This window comes from Pseudomonas sp. GXZC, assembly GCF_026967615.1.
GTDB classification, from domain to species: domain Bacteria; phylum Pseudomonadota; class Gammaproteobacteria; order Pseudomonadales; family Pseudomonadaceae; genus Aquipseudomonas; species Aquipseudomonas azotoformans_A.
Genome location: NZ_CP114115.1, coordinates 5,380,492 through 5,396,999, shown reverse-complemented (window position 1 = coordinate 5,396,999; position 16,508 = coordinate 5,380,492). Strand labels below are relative to the sequence as shown.

The 16,508-nt window shown below is 60.3% G+C and carries 17 protein-coding genes; 5 read left to right on the top strand and 12 right to left on the bottom strand.

All coding sequences use genetic code 11. The annotated features are described in order from the left end of the window. Window positions 1-65 precede the first annotated feature (65 nt). Window positions 66-434, top strand: coding sequence for a hypothetical protein (locus OZ428_RS25330; RefSeq protein ID WP_033901230.1), 369 nt, complete (start codon window positions 66-68; stop codon window positions 432-434). A gap of 63 nt (window positions 435-497) precedes the next feature. On the opposite strand, the gene OZ428_RS25325 is transcribed toward OZ428_RS25330, so the two are convergent. Beyond that, window positions 498-1,076 carry a DUF4337 domain-containing protein gene (locus OZ428_RS25325; RefSeq protein ID WP_269131688.1) on the bottom strand — a complete coding sequence of 193 codons (579 nt, stop codon included), beginning with the start codon at window positions 1,074-1,076 and terminating at the stop codon, window positions 498-500. 184 nt (window positions 1,077-1,260) lie between these two features. On the opposite strand from OZ428_RS25325, the gene OZ428_RS25320 reads away from it, so the two are divergent. Beyond that, the gene (locus OZ428_RS25320; RefSeq protein WP_033901228.1) at window positions 1,261-2,109 is read left to right on the top strand and encodes an oxidoreductase; all 849 of its coding nucleotides are present in this window, start codon (window positions 1,261-1,263) and stop codon (window positions 2,107-2,109) included. Between the two features lie 134 nt (window positions 2,110-2,243). On the opposite strand, the gene OZ428_RS25315 is transcribed toward OZ428_RS25320, so the two are convergent. The 4 genes from OZ428_RS25315 to OZ428_RS25300 all read right to left on the bottom strand — a co-directional run bounded on the left by OZ428_RS25315 (window position 2,244) and on the right by OZ428_RS25300 (window position 7,407). Beyond that, entirely contained in the window at window positions 2,244-3,038 is a 795-nt protein-coding gene (locus OZ428_RS25315; protein WP_269131687.1) for an energy transducer TonB, read from the bottom strand. Window positions 3,039-3,112: 74 nt separating this feature from the next. Continuing rightward, window positions 3,113-5,851, bottom strand: a complete 2,739-nt coding sequence (locus OZ428_RS25310) for a TonB-dependent receptor (protein WP_269131686.1) — start codon at window positions 5,849-5,851, stop codon at window positions 3,113-3,115. Between the two features lie 94 nt (window positions 5,852-5,945). Beyond that, on the bottom strand, window positions 5,946-6,887 hold the full coding sequence (locus OZ428_RS25305) for a FecR family protein (protein ID WP_269131685.1): 942 nt from the start codon (window positions 6,885-6,887) through the stop codon (window positions 5,946-5,948). After that, entirely contained in the window at window positions 6,880-7,407 is a 528-nt protein-coding gene (locus tag OZ428_RS25300) for a sigma-70 family RNA polymerase sigma factor (protein WP_269131684.1), read from the bottom strand. Before OZ428_RS25300 ends, OZ428_RS25305 begins: the two co-directional genes overlap by 8 nt. Window positions 7,408-7,561: 154 nt before the next feature. Here OZ428_RS25300 and OZ428_RS25295 point away from each other — a divergent pair, with 154 nt between their 5' ends. Next, the gene (locus tag OZ428_RS25295) at window positions 7,562-8,248 is read left to right on the top strand and encodes an HAD-IA family hydrolase (protein WP_016979237.1); all 687 of its coding nucleotides are present in this window, start codon (window positions 7,562-7,564) and stop codon (window positions 8,246-8,248) included. Between the two features lie 90 nt (window positions 8,249-8,338). Here the strand turns inward: OZ428_RS25295 and OZ428_RS25290 are convergent, their stop codons facing one another. Continuing rightward, window positions 8,339-9,085: a 3-oxoacyl-ACP reductase family protein gene (locus OZ428_RS25290; RefSeq protein ID WP_269131683.1), complete on the bottom strand. Its 747-nt coding sequence runs from the start codon at window positions 9,083-9,085 to the stop codon at window positions 8,339-8,341. 126 nt (window positions 9,086-9,211) lie between these two features. On the opposite strand from OZ428_RS25290, the gene OZ428_RS25285 reads away from it, so the two are divergent. Next, a complete protein-coding gene (locus OZ428_RS25285; RefSeq protein ID WP_269131682.1) occupies window positions 9,212-10,141 on the top strand; it encodes a LysR family transcriptional regulator in 930 nt (309 codons plus the stop codon). Here OZ428_RS25285 and OZ428_RS25280 read toward each other — a convergent pair. From OZ428_RS25280 to OZ428_RS25270, 3 genes are all read right to left on the bottom strand, one after another. Then, window positions 10,122-10,838, bottom strand: coding sequence for an aspartate/glutamate racemase family protein (locus tag OZ428_RS25280; protein WP_269131681.1), 717 nt, complete (start codon window positions 10,836-10,838; stop codon window positions 10,122-10,124). The genes OZ428_RS25285 and OZ428_RS25280 overlap by 20 nt on opposite strands. 13 nt (window positions 10,839-10,851) lie before the next feature. Beyond that, window positions 10,852-12,378 carry an NCS1 family nucleobase:cation symporter-1 gene (locus tag OZ428_RS25275; RefSeq protein ID WP_269131680.1) on the bottom strand — a complete coding sequence of 509 codons (1,527 nt, stop codon included), beginning with the start codon at window positions 12,376-12,378 and terminating at the stop codon, window positions 10,852-10,854. Between the two features lie 344 nt (window positions 12,379-12,722). Further along, window positions 12,723-13,457 (bottom strand): phosphoadenylyl-sulfate reductase, encoded by a 735-nt coding sequence (locus OZ428_RS25270; RefSeq protein WP_003214958.1) that lies wholly within the window; start codon window positions 13,455-13,457, stop codon window positions 12,723-12,725. Window positions 13,458-13,608: 151 nt separating this feature from the next. On the opposite strand from OZ428_RS25270, the gene thrH reads away from it, so the two are divergent. Beyond that, window positions 13,609-14,226 carry a bifunctional phosphoserine phosphatase/homoserine phosphotransferase ThrH gene (gene thrH, locus OZ428_RS25265; protein ID WP_095017258.1) on the top strand — a complete coding sequence of 206 codons (618 nt, stop codon included), beginning with the start codon at window positions 13,609-13,611 and terminating at the stop codon, window positions 14,224-14,226. 12 nt (window positions 14,227-14,238) lie between these two features. Here thrH and OZ428_RS25260 read toward each other — a convergent pair whose 3' ends face one another. From OZ428_RS25260 to pabB, 3 genes are all read right to left on the bottom strand, one after another. Beyond that, on the bottom strand, window positions 14,239-14,595 hold the full coding sequence (locus tag OZ428_RS25260) for a helix-turn-helix domain-containing protein (RefSeq protein ID WP_177112708.1): 357 nt from the start codon (window positions 14,593-14,595) through the stop codon (window positions 14,239-14,241). Beyond that, a complete protein-coding gene (locus tag OZ428_RS25255; RefSeq protein ID WP_269134221.1) occupies window positions 14,595-14,897 on the bottom strand; it encodes a type II toxin-antitoxin system HigB family toxin in 303 nt (100 codons plus the stop codon). Before OZ428_RS25255 ends, OZ428_RS25260 begins: the two co-directional genes overlap by 1 nt. 229 nt (window positions 14,898-15,126) lie before the next feature. Further along, entirely contained in the window at window positions 15,127-16,470 is a 1,344-nt protein-coding gene (gene pabB, locus OZ428_RS25250; protein ID WP_269131678.1) for an aminodeoxychorismate synthase component I, read from the bottom strand. Window positions 16,471-16,508 lie beyond the last annotated feature (38 nt).

The window sequence follows — 16,508 nt, the reverse complement described above, 5'->3', positions numbered from 1 at the left end:
GGAGAAGCTTTCCAAGCTTTGTTAAGGTCGCCGCCTTTCCAATACAGCCATTCAGAGGGATCTAAATGCACCCGGTACTTCGCAAGACATTCGGCGGGCTTTCTGCCCAGTACTACATCCGCAACTTCCTGTTCGGGCTGATTTTTCCCGTGCTGATCTATACCGCGCTGACCCATTCGAAAACCGGTGTGTTCACACTGGGCGCGCTGTTCTATTGCGTGGTCAACAGCCTGCTTTATCCCTACGCGCGCTTCGTTTACGAAAGCATCATGGATTACATTTTTGGCAACAACGTGTTCTTTGTGAATGCCATTCTGATGCTGACCGTCAAGGTGTTCACCATGGCGATCTGCTGGACCATGGCGGTTTTCATTGCGCCTATTGGGCTGGCGTATCTGTACTTCCACCATAGCCGTGCGGCGAATCGAGCCTGATTCGATGTTGCGAAGTGCATAGACTGTGGCGAGGGAGCAAGCTCCCTCGCCACAGGTACGGTGTCAGATATGCAGCCAGGCAAGGCTCCCCAGTATGACTGCTGCGCCGCCTGCGGTGTACGACATCCGCTTCAACCACTCCCGCCGAGTCAGCAAGGTAATCGCCGCCAACGAAATCGCGATCTGGATCGCGGTCATCGCCTGGGCCCAGCGATGATGCTGGTGCAGCGCCTGCTCTGATTTTTCATCCCACTGCTTTGACGTGGCTTCAAGCTTCTCGGCCTGTTTGCGCACGTCCTCCTTCTGGCTCTTGTAGCGCTCGATTTCTTCCTTGTAATGCACCGCGTCCACACCGGGAATGTGGGTGGCCAGTTCCGCGAGGTTTTGCCGGCTGGATTTGGCCTGGTAGTAATTCCACTGGTTGGCGGCTTCGGTCTTGAAGATGGCGGCGTTGTTCTTGTCCATCGCCGCTTCGCTTTCGGTGGAGCCGGCCTGGTAGCTGAGCATGGCGCCGAGGGTGGCCATGAGGGCGGTCATCACGGCGATGCGGCTGGCGAAATTGTCGCCACGGCCGTGGGCGTGTTCGGTGGTGTGTTCGATGTGTTTTTCGTGAGGGCTGGGGACTTCGAAGGCTTCGGACATGGGGGCGTCTGTGAAGGGAATGAGGGAATCTGATTCTTCACCAGTGAAGCTGTCTCAAGCCTGTACGTAACGCTTGCGGGCATTGTGAAGTTTGGCTCGAAGGGGCATGCAGATTCGGCCTCTACTGGGAGAATGAGGCGGCGCTGATACTGGGGTGGTTCGTTCATTCAGAGGATTGGCTTTCATGACTTCATCCAATGCAAAACCTGTCTGGTTTATCACCGGCTGCTCCACCGGTTTCGGTCGCTACCTGGCGTTGCACACCCTCAGCCTCGGCTACCCGACCGTCGTCACCGCCCGCGACCCGCAACAGGTGCAGGACATCGTTGCCGATTACGCCGACCACGCGCTGGTGCTGGCGTTGGACGTGACCGACCCGGCCCAGGTTCGTGAGGCGGTGAAAGCTGCCGAAGATCACTTCGGGCATATCGATGTGCTGGTCAACAATGCTGGCATCGGTTACTTCGGTTCGTTCGAAGAGAGCGAGTTGGACGAAGTGCGCCGCATGTTCGAGATCAACGTCTGGGGCCTCAGCGATGTCACCCGCGCCGCGTTGCCGGGCATGCGTGCGCGGCGTTCCGGTACCGTGGTGAATGTGTCGTCTGTGGGCGGGATCATGGCCTACCCGACACTGAGCTTCTACAACGCCAGCAAGTTTGCGGTGGAGGCGATTTCCGAGTCGTTGTCCCAGGAGGTCGCGCCGCTGGGCATCAAGGTGCTGTTGGTGGAACCGAGCGGTTTCCGCACCGACTGGGCTGGGCGTTCCGCCAACGAAGCGCCTCACGCGATTGCTGATTACCACGCCACCGCTGGCGCGCGCACGGCGTTGTTGCGCAGCATCGACGGCAAACAAGCGGGTGACCCGATGCGTGCGGCGATTGCCATCGTCAATGCCGTGGAGGCCGACCAACCGCCACTGCGTTTGCTGCTGGGCAAGGCAGCGCTGGCCAATGCGCGGACCAAGGTGGAAGCCTTGAGCAAGGACTTTAATGCGTGGGCTTCAGTGACTGAAGGGGCGGATTTTCCAGAGTAGCGCTCTATAGCTCCAATTGACTGGCGTTGATGCCAAACGCCCTGGCAACTTCTTCCTGTGTCAGGTTCAGGTGTTCGTGCCAGGCGCGGATAGGCGTCGCGCCACCTAGCAGACGGTTGCGTGTTATGAAGCCCTCACTTCGCAAACACCACCGGCACGGTAAACCGCGTCTTGCTGCCCTCCGGCGGGCGTGGCACCGGGGAGGCGCGGTCGATCATGTCCAGCGTTGCGGTGTCCAGCTCGGTAAAACCGGCGGAGCGTACGATGCTGGCGCTGAGTACCTTGCCGTTGCTGTCGATTTCAAAGCGCAGATACGCCACGCCCCGGTCGCCTCGATCGCGGGCGTTTTGCGGGTAGCGTTTGTAGCGTTCCAGGTGGGCCAGCAGCTCGGCTTCCCATTGCACCTTTTGTGCGGGGTCGGCGGAGCCTCGTGAGGATCGATTTGCGGCGGTGGTGTCGGCCGGGTGTGTATCCAGCTTGGGCGGTGCCGTGGTGGCTGAAGGTGCCGGTTGTTCATCCTGCTTTCTCGGTGCCGTCTCGAACTCGGCGGCGTGTTCCGGCGCGGACGAATAGGTGCCCTGGGCGGTGTCCTTGAGCGGCGATGTTGCGGTTTTTGCGACACTCGGCCGGGTTGCCGCCACCACCTTCCTGGGTACTTCCCTTGGCGGTTTTTCCGACGGCGTATTCAGCTGTTTCTGTACAACTTTGTCCGGTGCCACTTGCAGGTCTTCTTCCACCGCCTGGGCGACTGGGGCGGCCGCCAATTCGATCATCATCGCCGCTGGAGCAGCTTCGGCTACCGTTACGCTGGGCGTATGCAACCACCAGGCGATAAGGCCGGCGTAGACGCTCAGGGTGATCAGCGTGGCAATGCTCCACAAGGCTTTGCGTGGCGGGTTGAGGTAGTCGGGAGCAGTCTTGGCAATCATGGGGTCATCAATAGGGATCAACGTAAAACGGGATGCCGAACAAGGGCATCCCGCAATTCAATACAACGGTCAGGTCAGAACTTGACGGTCAGCCCCGTACGCAACGTTCGCCCCGGCGCGGGCATGAAGCTTTGGGCCAGCGGGTCCAGGTAATAGACGTTGGTGAGGTTCTGTACCGAGAAATCCAGCTGGGTGCCTTTGACGATTTCGAAACTGGCAAACAGGTCGTAGATCGCTGACTTGCGGTAGTACATCTGGTTCGTGGTGATGCCGTTGTTCCAGGACTTGTCCAGTTTGGCGGTGGGCGCGCTGTTGTAGACCATGCGTCCGCCGAGGACGAGGCGGTTGTCGAACCAGCGGCTGCCCAACGTGGTGTTCACTGAATACTTGGGCGGGTTCTGGGTGTTGGTATAGGAACCGGGGAAGCCGCCGTCCACGCAATTGGGGGTGGAGGGGTTGTCTTCTTCGCGCAGTTTCTTCGCGATGTCCGGCGCGCAGGTTTTGGCATTCAGGTAGTAGGTGGCGGAGATGTCAGTGAACACCCGGCCCATGTCGTAGCTGGTTTGCAACTCGATGCCCTTGACCGTGAAACTGTCGACGTTCTGCAGGTTGCCGGCAAAGATGTCGGTGTAGTCTCGGGTGATGTAGTTTTCGATCTCGTTGTTGAAGTACGCGAGTTTGGCCGCGGCGGTATCGCCGTCAATCAGTACGCTGTTTTGCAACGTACTGGCGCCGAATTCCCAATTCTTGCTGCGCTCGGGCTTGATGCCATCGGTCGGCACGGCGGCCGTGAACAGGCCCAGGGTCGACTCGAACAGGCTCGGCATGCGCACACCTTCGTTGTAGTTGAGGTAGACGAAGCTGTTCTCGGTCAGGTTCAGCTTTGCGCCGAAGGACGGTGCGAACGCCTGGTCCTGCCGTTCAATGGGCGGCGCGAAGGTGTAGCTGGTCGGTTTGCGGTCCGGGCCGAACGTGGCCGGGCTGGCCTTGCGGTTGTGGTCCTTGCTGCTGAACTCGCTGTAACGACCGCCTGCGGTCAAGGTCAGTCGCTTGATCGGTGACCATTCAAGCGATGTCACCAGGCTGCTTTCCTCACGTTCGCCGCTGCGGATGAATCGGTTCTTTTGCAGGTCCGACAGCAGCACCGGCGAGTTGTCATCGGGGCCCAGGTCTTCGGTCTGGTAGGAACCGCCGTAGGTCCAGGCGAACTTGCCTGCGCGGGTGTCGAAACGCGAGGTGTTGCTCAGGTCCACGCCCCAGCGCTTGTCTTTGGTGCGGTTGCGCAGGGCGTCCTTGTAGGTATCGCCGAGCGGGTCGGCATCGTCTTCATGGCCGTAGAGCGGCGTCACCGTGACCAGGCCATTGAAGGCTTCGCTCTGGGCTTTGGTGGCCCAGACGTTTGCACTCAAATCCACCAACGGATTGTCTTCGGGCTTGTAGGTGTAGCGCGCGGTGTAGGCGTTGATGCGCATGCTGCCCGGGTCCCATTGCGGCACGCTGCCGCTGGTATTGCGGATGACCTGCGACGGCATCAATTCGCCGTAATGGCCATCGGTGTAGCGGTAGGTCAGCTCCAGTTTCTGGTCCGTCGCTGGCTTGATGATGGCTTTGAGCAGCACCGACTCGGTGTCGGTCGAGGTGTTGAAGACTTCGCTGTCGGGCTTGAAGAACTTGGCTGCGCTGTTGGCCTCCTGGGTGACGTAGATGTACTTCCGGGTCTTGGGGTCGTATTTGCGCACCTGCTGAAACACTTGGTACTTCTTGAAGCCCTTTTTACCAGCGTAGTAGTTGCCGCTCTGGCGCTGGGAATAGGCCGCGACGAAATCCACCGTCTCGCTGCTGCTGGCGAATGCCACGCTGCCGGAGTGGGCCGGGGAACCGTCCAGGCCGTTGCTGCCATGGTGCGGCGTGGCCTTGTAGGTGCCGGGCGCATCTACGCTGTTGCTCGACAGGTCACCCTTGAGGCGCACGCCGTAGGTTTCGCCGTCCTTGAGGATGTCCTTGGGTTGCAGGGTTTTCATTTTGACCATGCCGCCAATGGCGCCCGCCGCGTCGGCGCCAAGGCTGGGGCCCTTGTCTACGCTGATTTCACTGATCAGGTCAGGGTCGATATAGCTGCGCTGTTGCATGCCGCTGTAGCCACGGTAGGCATCGATGGCTTGTTGGCTGCCGTCGATGGTCACCGGCACCCGGCTCTGGCCTTGGATACCGCGGATGTTCACGTCCAATGCGCCGCCATTGCGCGCATCGCCGGTCTGTACGCCGGGCACGCCCTTGAGGATGTCGGCGGGGGAGGAGCCACGGAAACGGTTGATGGTCTCGCCGGAGATAAACACGCTGGAACCGGCTTTGGTGTAGACCTGCGCGGCGGCACCGGTCAGGCGGCTGGTTTCGCCGCCCTTGATGGTCACAGGGCCAAGCAGTTCCGCATCGTCAAAGTCATTGACGCCTGCGTTGGCGGCATCACGACGGCTGAGAATAAGGCTGCGTTGGCCGTCGATTTTCCAGTTTACCGGTGCGTTTCCGAGCAAGCGTTGCAGGGCTTGCTCCTGGGTGAAGTTGCCGCGTAAGGTCGGGGCTTGCATACCATCCACCAGCCCGGCTTCCAAGCCCAGTTGCAGGTTGGCCTGTCGAGCGAAGGCGCTCAATGCGGTGGTGAGCGGTTGGGCAGGAATGTCGAAGAACCGTGTCGCCTGATCACTCGGCGTGCCGGTAGCCTCTGCGGCCAATGCCTGGGACGGCTGGAAAATCGTGCTGTGGATAGCAGCACAGAGGATGGCCAGTGCCAACGGTGCAGGTGATCGGTGACCCATGTTTCGTCGCCTTAGTGTTCGGTATTACGATTCATTCGCAATACTGGGAGCTACAAAGACGAACACCTGCGCGGTTTTTTTCAGGGCAATGTATTTATTTTTCTACATTCGATTTTTTGTGGCCGATGACCATGAGCAGCGGCGAGTACTCGCGAACCTCGCCGCCAATCGGCGCGACCAACGCCTGTAGCGCACGCCGGGTATCGCGTAGGTCGTAGAGGCCGGTGACGCGCTTGCTGGCCAGGGCCGGGTCGTTGATCACAATCCAGCCCCGCTGGTAGCGCTCCAGTTGCTCGACGACCTGGGCGACGCTGACGTTCTCGAAGAATTGCGTGCCATTGATCCAGCCCGCCACTTCTGTGGGCGCCACCGACGACTGCGTTGCCGTGCCTTGTTGTCGGTCGATCCACAGCCGTTCTCCGGCGCTGAGTCGATACTGCTTGTTCACGCCCACGCTGCCGTCGCGCACTTCCACGGCCAGGCCGTTGTGGCTGCGGGCTACGTCGAAAGCGGTGCCCAATACGCGCACCACGTCATCGTCGCTGCGCACTTCGAAGGGTTTTTGCGCGTCATGGACGACGTCAAAAAACACCTCTCCTTGAATCAACGTGACCTGGCGCTGCGCACCGTCAATGGTCACGTTCACCGAGCTTTGCGGTGCCAGCGTCAGGCGGCTGCCGTCGCCCAGGACGACCTCTCGGGTTTCGGCGGTGGCGGTGCTGTAGTCCGCGCGCCAAGCGGGGTTGAAGACCAGCGCCGCGCCGACCGCCAATACGCTGATACACGCAGCGGCCAACCACGGCAGGCGAGCGCGCGTTGGGCGCGGCCAGTGTTCATGGGTGGTGGGCGCCTGCTGATCGAGCGCATCCATGGCGCGATTGACCTGGGCCCAGGCCTCGAAATGCGCCTCGTCACTGTGCAGCCAACGGTCGAATTCCTCGAAACGTTCGGGGTGGGCTTGCAGGTCCAGCAACCACTGGCCGGCGTCTTCGAGGCTGCGTGCCGAGACATTCCTGGGCGGGTGGGCATCATGCATAGGGGCGTTCCTTACTGTGCGCGCCCTGGATGGCGACGCTCGAAGCCAGGTGAACGATGGCGTCCTTGACCAGGCGATGGGCGGTGGAAAGCGAAATATTGAGATGATCGGCGGTTTGCTGCAACGTGAAGCCGCCGAGGCGATGCATCTCTACGGCGATGCGCATTTGTTCCGGCAGGCTGGCCAGGGTCGCGGCGATACGGCTGGCATCGTCACTGTGCACCACCCGTTGTTCCGGCGACAACTCCTGGCCAGGACGCATCCATTGTGCAGGCGTTTTCTGCTGGCGCTTCTCGGTGGCCTGGCGGCGTACGGCGTCCAGCGCCAGGTTGCGCACGACCCGGTAGAGGTAGGCCAGCGGCTGTTCGACCGGGTCATCCGTGCTGCCGCAAAAGCGCAGGAATGCATCTTGCACCACGTCTTCGGCGTGTGCGTGGTCGCCCACCACAACCTTGGCGTAGTTGATCAGGGCGGGGCGATGGTCGAGGTAGAGTTGCAGCCTGGCGGCGTTGTCGGTCACAGCGAAACTCGAAAAGAGATCAGAGCCTGGAGCGCCGCGACGTTAATTTAATTGAGAGTAATTATCAATAGCGAGTCGCGACGGTTGCTTGCAGGCAAGGTGGACCGCTATTGTGCTGAATCCTTTTAGTCCTTCCCCCCAAGGATCTGTTGTGATGAATGCACCACGTACTGCTGTCCCGATCAAGGCTGTGATTTTCGATATGGACGGGTTGTTGCTGGACACTGAAGGTATCTACACCGAAGTTACGCAGATCATCGCCGAACGCTATGGCCGCACCTACGATTGGAGTATCAAGCAGCACATCATCGGGCGCGGTGCCCAGGATCTGGCTGACTACGTGGTGAAGGCGTTGGACCTGCCGATCACGCCCGCTGAATTCCTGACGATCCGTGAGCCGCTGATGAGCGAGCGCTTCCCAAAGGCCCTGGGCATGCCCGGCGCTGAAGCCTTGGTGCGGCACTTGAAGGCGCACAATATCCCAATTGCCGTGGGCACCAGTTCGTCGCGCAATTCGTTTGGTCACAAGACCACCCTGCACCGCGAATGGTTTGGCCTGTTCGACACCATCGTCACCGCTGACGACCCGGAAGTCGGCGCCGCGAAACCCGCGCCGGACATCTTCCTCACCGCCGCCCGCCGCCTGGGCGTTGCGCCCGAGGATTGCCTGGTGTTCGAAGACTCACCGTTTGGCGTCACCGCCGCCAAGGCTGCACACATGACCGCCATCGCCGTGCCGGATGAAGCCATGGCCGACAGCAAGTACCACCATGCTGACCAGATCATCCGCAAGCTCGCGGACTTCGATCTGGCAGCCTATGGCCTGCCGCCCCTGCGCTGAACAAACGGGGTAAAAAAAATGTGGGAGCTGGCTTGCCTGCGATGGTGATCTTCAGATCGCTATCGCAGGCAAGCCAGCTCACACACTGGGTTAAGCGCTGAAGCCACCATCAATTGTCAAGCTTGCACCGGTGATGTAGCCCGCTTCCGGCCCTGCGAGGTAAGCCACAAAGCTGGCAATTTCCTCGACATGCCCATACCGACCCACCGCCATCAACCCAATCAAACTCTCGGCAAAATCACTGCTCGCCGGGTTCATGTCGGTATCCACCGGCCCAGGCTGCACGTTGTTGATCGTAATACCTCGAGGCCCCAGGTCCCGCGCCAGGCCCTTGGTCAGCCCCACCAGCGCCGCCTTGCTCATGGCATACGGGCCACCACCGCCAAACGGCATGCGCTCGGCATTGGTGCTGCCAATGTTGATCACCCGACCCCCTTCCCCCATATGCTTGGCCGCTTCCTGGGTCGCGATAAACACGCTGCGTACGTTGATCGCCAGGGTCTGGTCAAAATCTTCCAGCTTGAAGTCTTCCAGCGGCGCGATGGCCAGTACACCGGCGTTGTTCACCAGGATGTCCAGGCGGCCAAAGGCTTCGACCGTGGCGTTGACCGCGTTGCGGATCGCACCGGCATCGGCGCTGTCGGCGTGGATCGCCAGGGCTTTGCCGCCTTCGCTGATCACGCTGTTCTGCAATTCTTCAGCCTTGGCGGCCGAGCTGACATAGGTGAAGGCAACCGCTGCGCCCTGCGCCGCGAGGCGCTTGACGATGGCGGCGCCGATGCCGCGAGAACCGCCTTGAATCAAGGCGACTTTGCCGCTGAGGTTCTGTGTGGTCATGTCGATCTCCTAGCTGTTCAAGGCGGGATGCCTTGTTGTTGGAACCGAGTATCGACCTCGCCAGCCCCTCCCGGTAGACCGTGATTGCTATAGTCTGTGTAAACCAAAAGTTTAGAGTGGGTCGATATGGAAAGCTTTGGCAGTATCGAATGCTTTGTACGCAGCGCCGAAGGTGGCAGCTTTGCGGAGGCTGCGCGGCACCTGAGCCTGACCCCGGCAGCCGTCGGCAAAAGTGTCGCCAAGCTGGAGGCGCGCCTGGGGGTCAGGTTGTTCCAGCGTAGCACTCGGCGTCTCACCCTGACTGAAGCCGGAAAACTGTTTCTGGAAGAGGTCAGCGGCAGTCTCACCACCATCCAGAATGCGGTGGCCAACCTGGCCAGCGCCGAAGGGCGGCCGGTAGGAACGCTGAAGGTCAGCATGGGCACTGTGTTTGGTAATCGCTATGTGGTGCCGCTGCTGGGGGCGTTCATGCAGCGTTTTCCTGACATCAGCCCGGACTGGCATTTCGATAACCGCCAGGTGGACCTGATCGGCCAAGGTTTCGATGCAGCCATTGGCGGTGGTTTTGAGCTGCCCCAGGGGGTCGTGGCGCGTAAACTCACACCCGCGCATCGGGTATTGGTGGCTTCGCCGGACTACCTGGCGCAACGCGCGGCGGTATTAACCCCAGAGGACTTGGCGCGCTGCACGGGCATCCTTATCCGCTCGCCGCAAACCGGCCGCATCCGCTCCTGGCAATTGACCAGCACCGAGCGTGAACACCGCCCGCTGGTGCTCAAGCCAGGCATGACCATGAGCGACTCCGAAGCCGCTTGCTGCGCCAGCGCCCAGGGTTTGGGCATCGCGTTGGTAAGCATGCCCATGGCCGTGCCGTTCCTGGACAGTGGTGCGGTGGTGCGGGTGCTGCCCGACTGGTACGTCGACGACGGCAACATCTCCATTTACTACGCCGAACACAAACTGTTGCCCGGCAAGACCCGTGCGTTTGTGGAATTCATCATCGAGCAGTTTGCCGAGCAGCAGTTGAACCAGCGTTTCAGCGCGGCCAACCGATGACTTTTTTCGGCCTCGGCGTCGCGTAGGTCCTGATCTTCGACGTCGACAACCCCAACCGCACCAGCGACTCCGCGATGGTTACAGCAGCGGTCACACCGTCCACCACCGGCACGCCGGTGCGTTGGCGGATCTGCTCATCCAGCCCGGCCATGCCGCCGCAACCCAGGCAGATCACCTCGGCCTTATCGTCGCTGATGGCCAATTCGGCCTGGCGCACGATGGCTTCCATCGCCGCCAGCGGATTCTTTTCCAACTCCAGCACCGCCATGCCACTGGCCCGCACGGAGGCGCAACGCTGGTACAGGCCGGCCAGTTTCAGGCGGTCTTCGATCAACGGCACGGTGCGGTCCAGGGTGGTCACCACCGAGTAGGCGTGGCCCAGGAACATTGCGGTGCTGGCGGCGGCTTCGGTGATGTCCACCACCGGTACGTTGAGCAATTCCTGCAAGCCTTCACGGCCGTGCTCGCCGTAGCCGGCCTGGATCACCGCGTCGAACGGCTGGTCGTAGGCCATCACTCGGTCCATCACCGCGATGGCCGCCAGGTAGCTTTCAAAGTTGCCCTCCACCGACTCCGCACCGAAGTAGGGCGTGAGCCCGACAATCTCAGTGCCCGGCGCAGCCACGGCGCGTGCCTGCTGGGCGATGGTTTCAGTGATGGATTCGGTGGTGTTGACGTTGACCACGAGGATACGCATGGAATGTCCTTGATTAATGACTGACGTTATCGACTGCAATGCTTTCGCCGCTGACATCGGCGTAGAACGGCTGACGCTTGGCGATCAGCAGGTACAGCACCCCTGCAATACCGGCGCCAAACATCCAGGAAAACGGCGACACGCTGGCGAAACCGGGCAGCAGCGCCAGGAGAATGGCAATCACGGCTGCGGGAATAAACGCCGCCACTGCGCGCAGATTGACCCCACGGCTGTAGTAATAAACGCCATTCGGGTCTTCGCTATACAGCTGCAACACGTCTACCCGGCTTTTACGGATCAACCAGTAATCGACCATGATCACGCCATACAACGGCCCCAGCAGGGCGCCCAGGCCGGAAAGGAAGTACACGATCACCAACGGGCTGTTGTAGAGGTTCCACGGCAGGATCAGCACCGCCACGGTGGCGCTGATCAAACCAGCACGGCGGAAGCTCAAGTACCTGGGCGCCAGGTTGCTCAGTACAAAGGCCGGTGCGACGAAGTTGGCCATGATGTTCACGGCCACGGTGACGATCAGGAACGCCAGGCAACCCAGTACCAGGAAGAAGGTATTCGGGATAGCCGCGATGATTTCAGTGGGGCTTTCGATCACCCGGCCATTGAGCTGGAATTGCCCACCGCACAGCAGTACGGTGATCGCGGCAAACACCAGGATATTCACCGGCAAGCCCCAGAAGTTGCCGACCTGGATGGTCTTGCGGCACGGCGAAGAGCGGGCGAAGTCGCAGAAGTTGAGGATCAGCGTGCCGTAGATCGCCAGCCACAGCGCGCCACCGGCAAAGATATTGCGCCACATCTCGCCGCCGCTCAGCGGTTCGCGGATCGACCAGGCGATGTTGCCGCCGGTCTGGAAATACATCCAACCGGCCAACGACGCCACCGTCAGCAGAATCACCGGCCCGGCGAAGCCTTCGTAGCGTCGCACCATCTCCATGCCGTAGGCCAGGATCACCAATTGCACCAGCCAGATCGCCACAAAACAGGCCCAGCCGAGCGACGACAGGCCGAGGATCGAATTGTGGTCGTAGTCGGCAAACCCCGGATGAATGGCCGTCAAAAGCACGCGGAAAACTACCGAGGCCAGGTAGGTCTGGATACCGAACCAGGCAATCGCAATCACCGCTCGGATCAGCGCCGGAATCTGCGCGCCATGAATGCCGAAGCTGATACGGCTGATCACCGGGAAAGGCACACCGGTCTTCTGGCCCATGTAGCCCGACAGGTTCATGAAGAAGTACACCAGCGCCGCGCCAATCCCTAAGGACAGCAGAATCTGCCAGCCGCCCAGGCCCAAGGCATACAAGCCAATGGCGAAGGAGTAGTTGGCGATGTTGTGCACGTCATTGGTCCACAGCGCAAAGATGCTGTAGCGCCCCCAGCGACGGCCTTCGACCTTGGTGGGTGCCAGGTCCTTGTTGTGCAGCCGTGGGCTGAGCACCAGCGGACCGGGCTCGATGGCTTCGGGCTTCAGGGAGGAGGGCAGATCCAGTGCGATGTTATTCGAGAGGCTTGTACGCATTCCGGCAGGCTCCAGCGCATCGGCAGCCAAGCCGCAGATGGCAAAGTGTATGTAGGTTTTGTATTTATTGTATACAAAGCGCATTTCACCTTAAGCCACTTGCGTGCCAGTTTTAGATCTATGAAAGCTGTAGGTAATTTCGTTTTTATAGGTGTAGGAAATAACTAGCTGAATTAAAAGCGATATAAATTGACCGTTTGAACAGCTATTTATTTTGTTGGATGAAGAGTGTGCAAAACAGCGAGGGGAGTGAGGCGGGGGAGAATGTAACTTTTCGGTGCGGAATTTTATAAGTGCACACAAGAATGGCACTAATGGTGACATTCTTGTGTACAGATCGAGGGTCACGCTTTGCTGATGATATTCCCTGCGTGTAGCCCGCATTCCTTCTGCGTGGCTTCTTCCCACCACCAGCGGCCTTCGCGTTCGTGCTGGTTCGGCAGCACGGGGCGGGTGCAGGGCTCGCAGCCGATGCTGATAAAGCCGCGCTCATGCAGGCTGTTGTACGGCAGCTCCAGCATGCGGATGTAACCCCAGACTTCCTCACTGGTCATCTGCGCCAGCGGGTTGAACTTGTACAGGGTGCGTTCCGGGGTGGAAAAGGCTGTGTCGATTTCCAGCGCCGCCACCTGGCTGCGGGTGCCGGGGCTCTGGTCACGGCGCTGGCCGGTGGCCCAGGCGCTGACGCCGGAGAGCTTGCGGCGCAGCGGCTCGATCTTGCGTACACCACAGCATTCGCCATGGCCGTCCTTGTAGAAGCTGAACAGGCCTTTTTCTTTGACGAAGGGTTCCAGCTTGCTCTGGTCTGGCGAGATCAGCTCGATGTCGATCTTGTAGAACTCGCGCACCTGCTCGATGAACCGGTAGGTCTCCGGGTGCAGGCGGCCGGTGTCGAGGCTGAACACCTTGACGTTCTTGTTCAGCTTCCAGGCCATGTCCACCAGCACCACGTCCTCGGCGCCGCTGAAGGAAATCCACAGGTCATCACCGAACTGGCTGAACGCCAGCTTGAGAATATCCTGGGCAGATTTGTTGGCGTAAGTCGCGGCGAGTTCAGCGACGTCGAAGGCTTGGTTCATCAGGACGGTTCCTACAGGTCAGTGGCGCTGAGCGCTCTATAGGGGAGCGATGGTATCAAAATCCGCCCTGCGTTGCGGCGGCGAGCTTGAATCGCTAGAGTTCGGCAGTCCTTTTGCTCGCTCAACTAACAACATCAAATGGGAGTGTCTTGTGGAAATTGCCTGTCTCGACCTGGAAGGGGTGCTGGTTCCGGAAATCTGGATCGCCTTCGCCGAAAAAACCGGTATTGAATCCCTGCGGGCCACCACCCGGGACATTCCCGACTACGACGTGCTGATGAAGCAGCGCCTGCGCATCCTCGACGAACACGGGCTCAAGCTCGCCGACATCCAGGCAGTCATCGCGACCCTCAAGCCGCTGGACGGCGCCGTCGAATTCGTCAACTGGCTGCGCGAGCGCTTCCAGGTGGTGATCCTGTCCGACACCTTCTATGAATTCTCCCAGCCGCTCATGCGCCAACTGGGTTTCCCGACCTTGCTGTGCCACCGCTTGATCACCGACGAAACCGATCGTGTGGTCAGTTACCAACTGCGCCAGAAAGACCCGAAGCGCCAGTCGGTATTGGCCTTCAAGACCCTCTACTACCGGGTGATCGCCGCCGGCGATTCCTACAACGACACCACCATGCTGGGCGAAGCCGACCGTGGGATTCTGTTCCATGCGCCGGAGAACGTGATCCGCGAGTTCCCGCAGTTCCCGGCGGTGCACACCTTTGAGGACTTGAAGAAAGAGTTCATCAAGGCGTCGAATCGGGCGTTGAGCCTTTAACCATTCGCGTGATCAAACGCCTGCCAGCAAACTCTCATAGGGGATGCGCAAGCCTTCATGCAGGCGCTTGATCATCGACAGACTCAATTTGCGCTTATGGTTCAACACTTCTGACACCCGCCCACTGGTACCGATAAAGGGCTCCAGGTCGCGGGCGGTCATGCCCAGTTGTTCCATGCGGAATTTGATTGCCTCCACCGGATCTGAAGGGGGCATTGGAAAATGCTCGGCCTCGTATTTCTCGATGAGAATGGCGAGGATTTCCAGTTCGTCACCCTCGGGTGAGCCGATTTCCGCTCCCCATATCTGCTCCACGCGCGCAAGCGCAGCAGTTAGATCCTCATGGGAATGTATAGGTTTGATGTTCATCACACGGTCTCCGCGTTGATCTGATCGTACTGGGCATGAGTCCCCACGAAACGTATAAACCCAAGCTGTCGCTGATAGTCGATCGCCATGATCACTCGATACTTGTTGCCGCCCACGTTGAAGACAACCCTGCCACTTTTAAGAACGCTTGCCGTTCTAAGCTCTGCTTTTAGCGCTTGCGGCGTCGGGTAATTCGCCTTTTCCATATGGCGATACAGCTCGACCAGGGGTGTTTTGGCGTCGGAATAAGCTGAGTGGCGTTCCCAGAATATTCGCAAGGTAGAGAGCGCGATTATCCGCATCGCTGCAACCTCCCAATTTGGGAGATAATAGGTGTGGTTGGGTTGAGATGCAATCTCGGAAACAAATTCTGACGAGTAAGCAGACGCTTCATGTGATCCCTCACAAACGGCGGGTGGACGGTCGGAGCTGGACGCTATCTTCCAGTTCACTCACCGTCCACGCGCGTTCTGAATCAGGATCTTTCTTGCTGCCGGGCCCTATGTTGCAGAGCCAGGAGGAGCCTGGGGGCTACAGGTTTTCCAAAGTTTGTAACAACACCCGCACCTTGGTCAGCGACTCCTGATACTCCGCCTCCCACTGTGAATCCGCCACAATCCCGCCGCCGCCCCAGCAGCACACCTGCCCATCCTTGACCAACAGACTGCGAATGGCGATGGAGCTGTCCATCTCGCCCCGCACGTCCAGATACACCAGCGACCCGCAGTACAACCCGCGTCGCGTCGGCTCCAGTTCGTCGATGATCTGCATCGCGCGGATCTTCGGTGCGCCCGTGATGGAACCGCCGGGGAAGCTGCCGGCGATCAGGTCGAGGGCGTCTTTGCCATCGGCCAGTTCGCCGATGACGCTGCTCACCAGGTGGTGCACGTTGGGGTAGCTTTCCAGGCTGAACAGCTCCGGCACGCTCACCGAGCCGGTGCGGCAAGTGCGGCCGAGGTCGTTGCGCAGCAGGTCGACGATCATCAGGTTCTCGGCGCGGTCCTTGGGGCTGGCCAGCAGTTCGGCGGCGTTGGCGGCGTCTTCTTCGGGTGTCAGGCCGCGGGGGCGGGTGCCTTTGATCGGCCGGGTTTCGACGCGGCGCTCGCTGATATGCACGAAGCGCTCGGGCGACAGGCTCAGCACCGCGCCGTCGTCCGGCAGGCTCTGGAACCCGGAGAATGGCGTCGGGCAGGCTTCGCGCAGGGCGCAGTAGGCAACCCAGGGATCGCCCGCACACGACGCGCGGAAGCGCTGGGCAAAGTTGACCTGGTAGCAGTCGCCGGCCTGGATGTAGTCCTGGATGCGCACGATAGCCTGGCGATAGGCCTCGGCGGTGAGGTCCGCTGCCATGGGGCCGTCAAGCTTGAAGGTCGCCGCGTGGTGGGCGACCGGCTGGCCGAACAGAGTGATCAAGCGCTGCCGTTCGCTCTCGGCCAGTGCCGGATGAAACACAAGTTGGCTGGTCTGCGCCTGATGGTCACTGATCAATGCCCAGGCATATAACCCGAACCGCGCATCCGGCAGGTGCAAATCGTCTGCGGCAAGGTGCGGCATGTGCTCAAGATGGCGACCAAAGTCATAGCTCAGGTAACCAATCAGTCCACCCGCAAACGGCAGCTCATAGCCAGCAGGCAGATCCGCCTTGCCCAACTGCGTAAGATTTGCCCGCAAGCGTTGCAGGAAATCACCACCGCTTTCGTCGGGCGATACCGTCAATGTCGCTTGTGGCCAGGCACTCAGCAGGTCATAACGCCCGCGCTCGGCTGCCGGTCGGCCGCTGTCCAGCAGCACCGCGCCAGGCGCATGGCGAATCGCCGCAAAATACGCAGCGGGGTTGGCCTGGTAAGGCAGTGGGTATACAGAGCAGGTCGACATGCGGGGTGGATCAGCCATTGGCGCGGGGGAGGGGATTG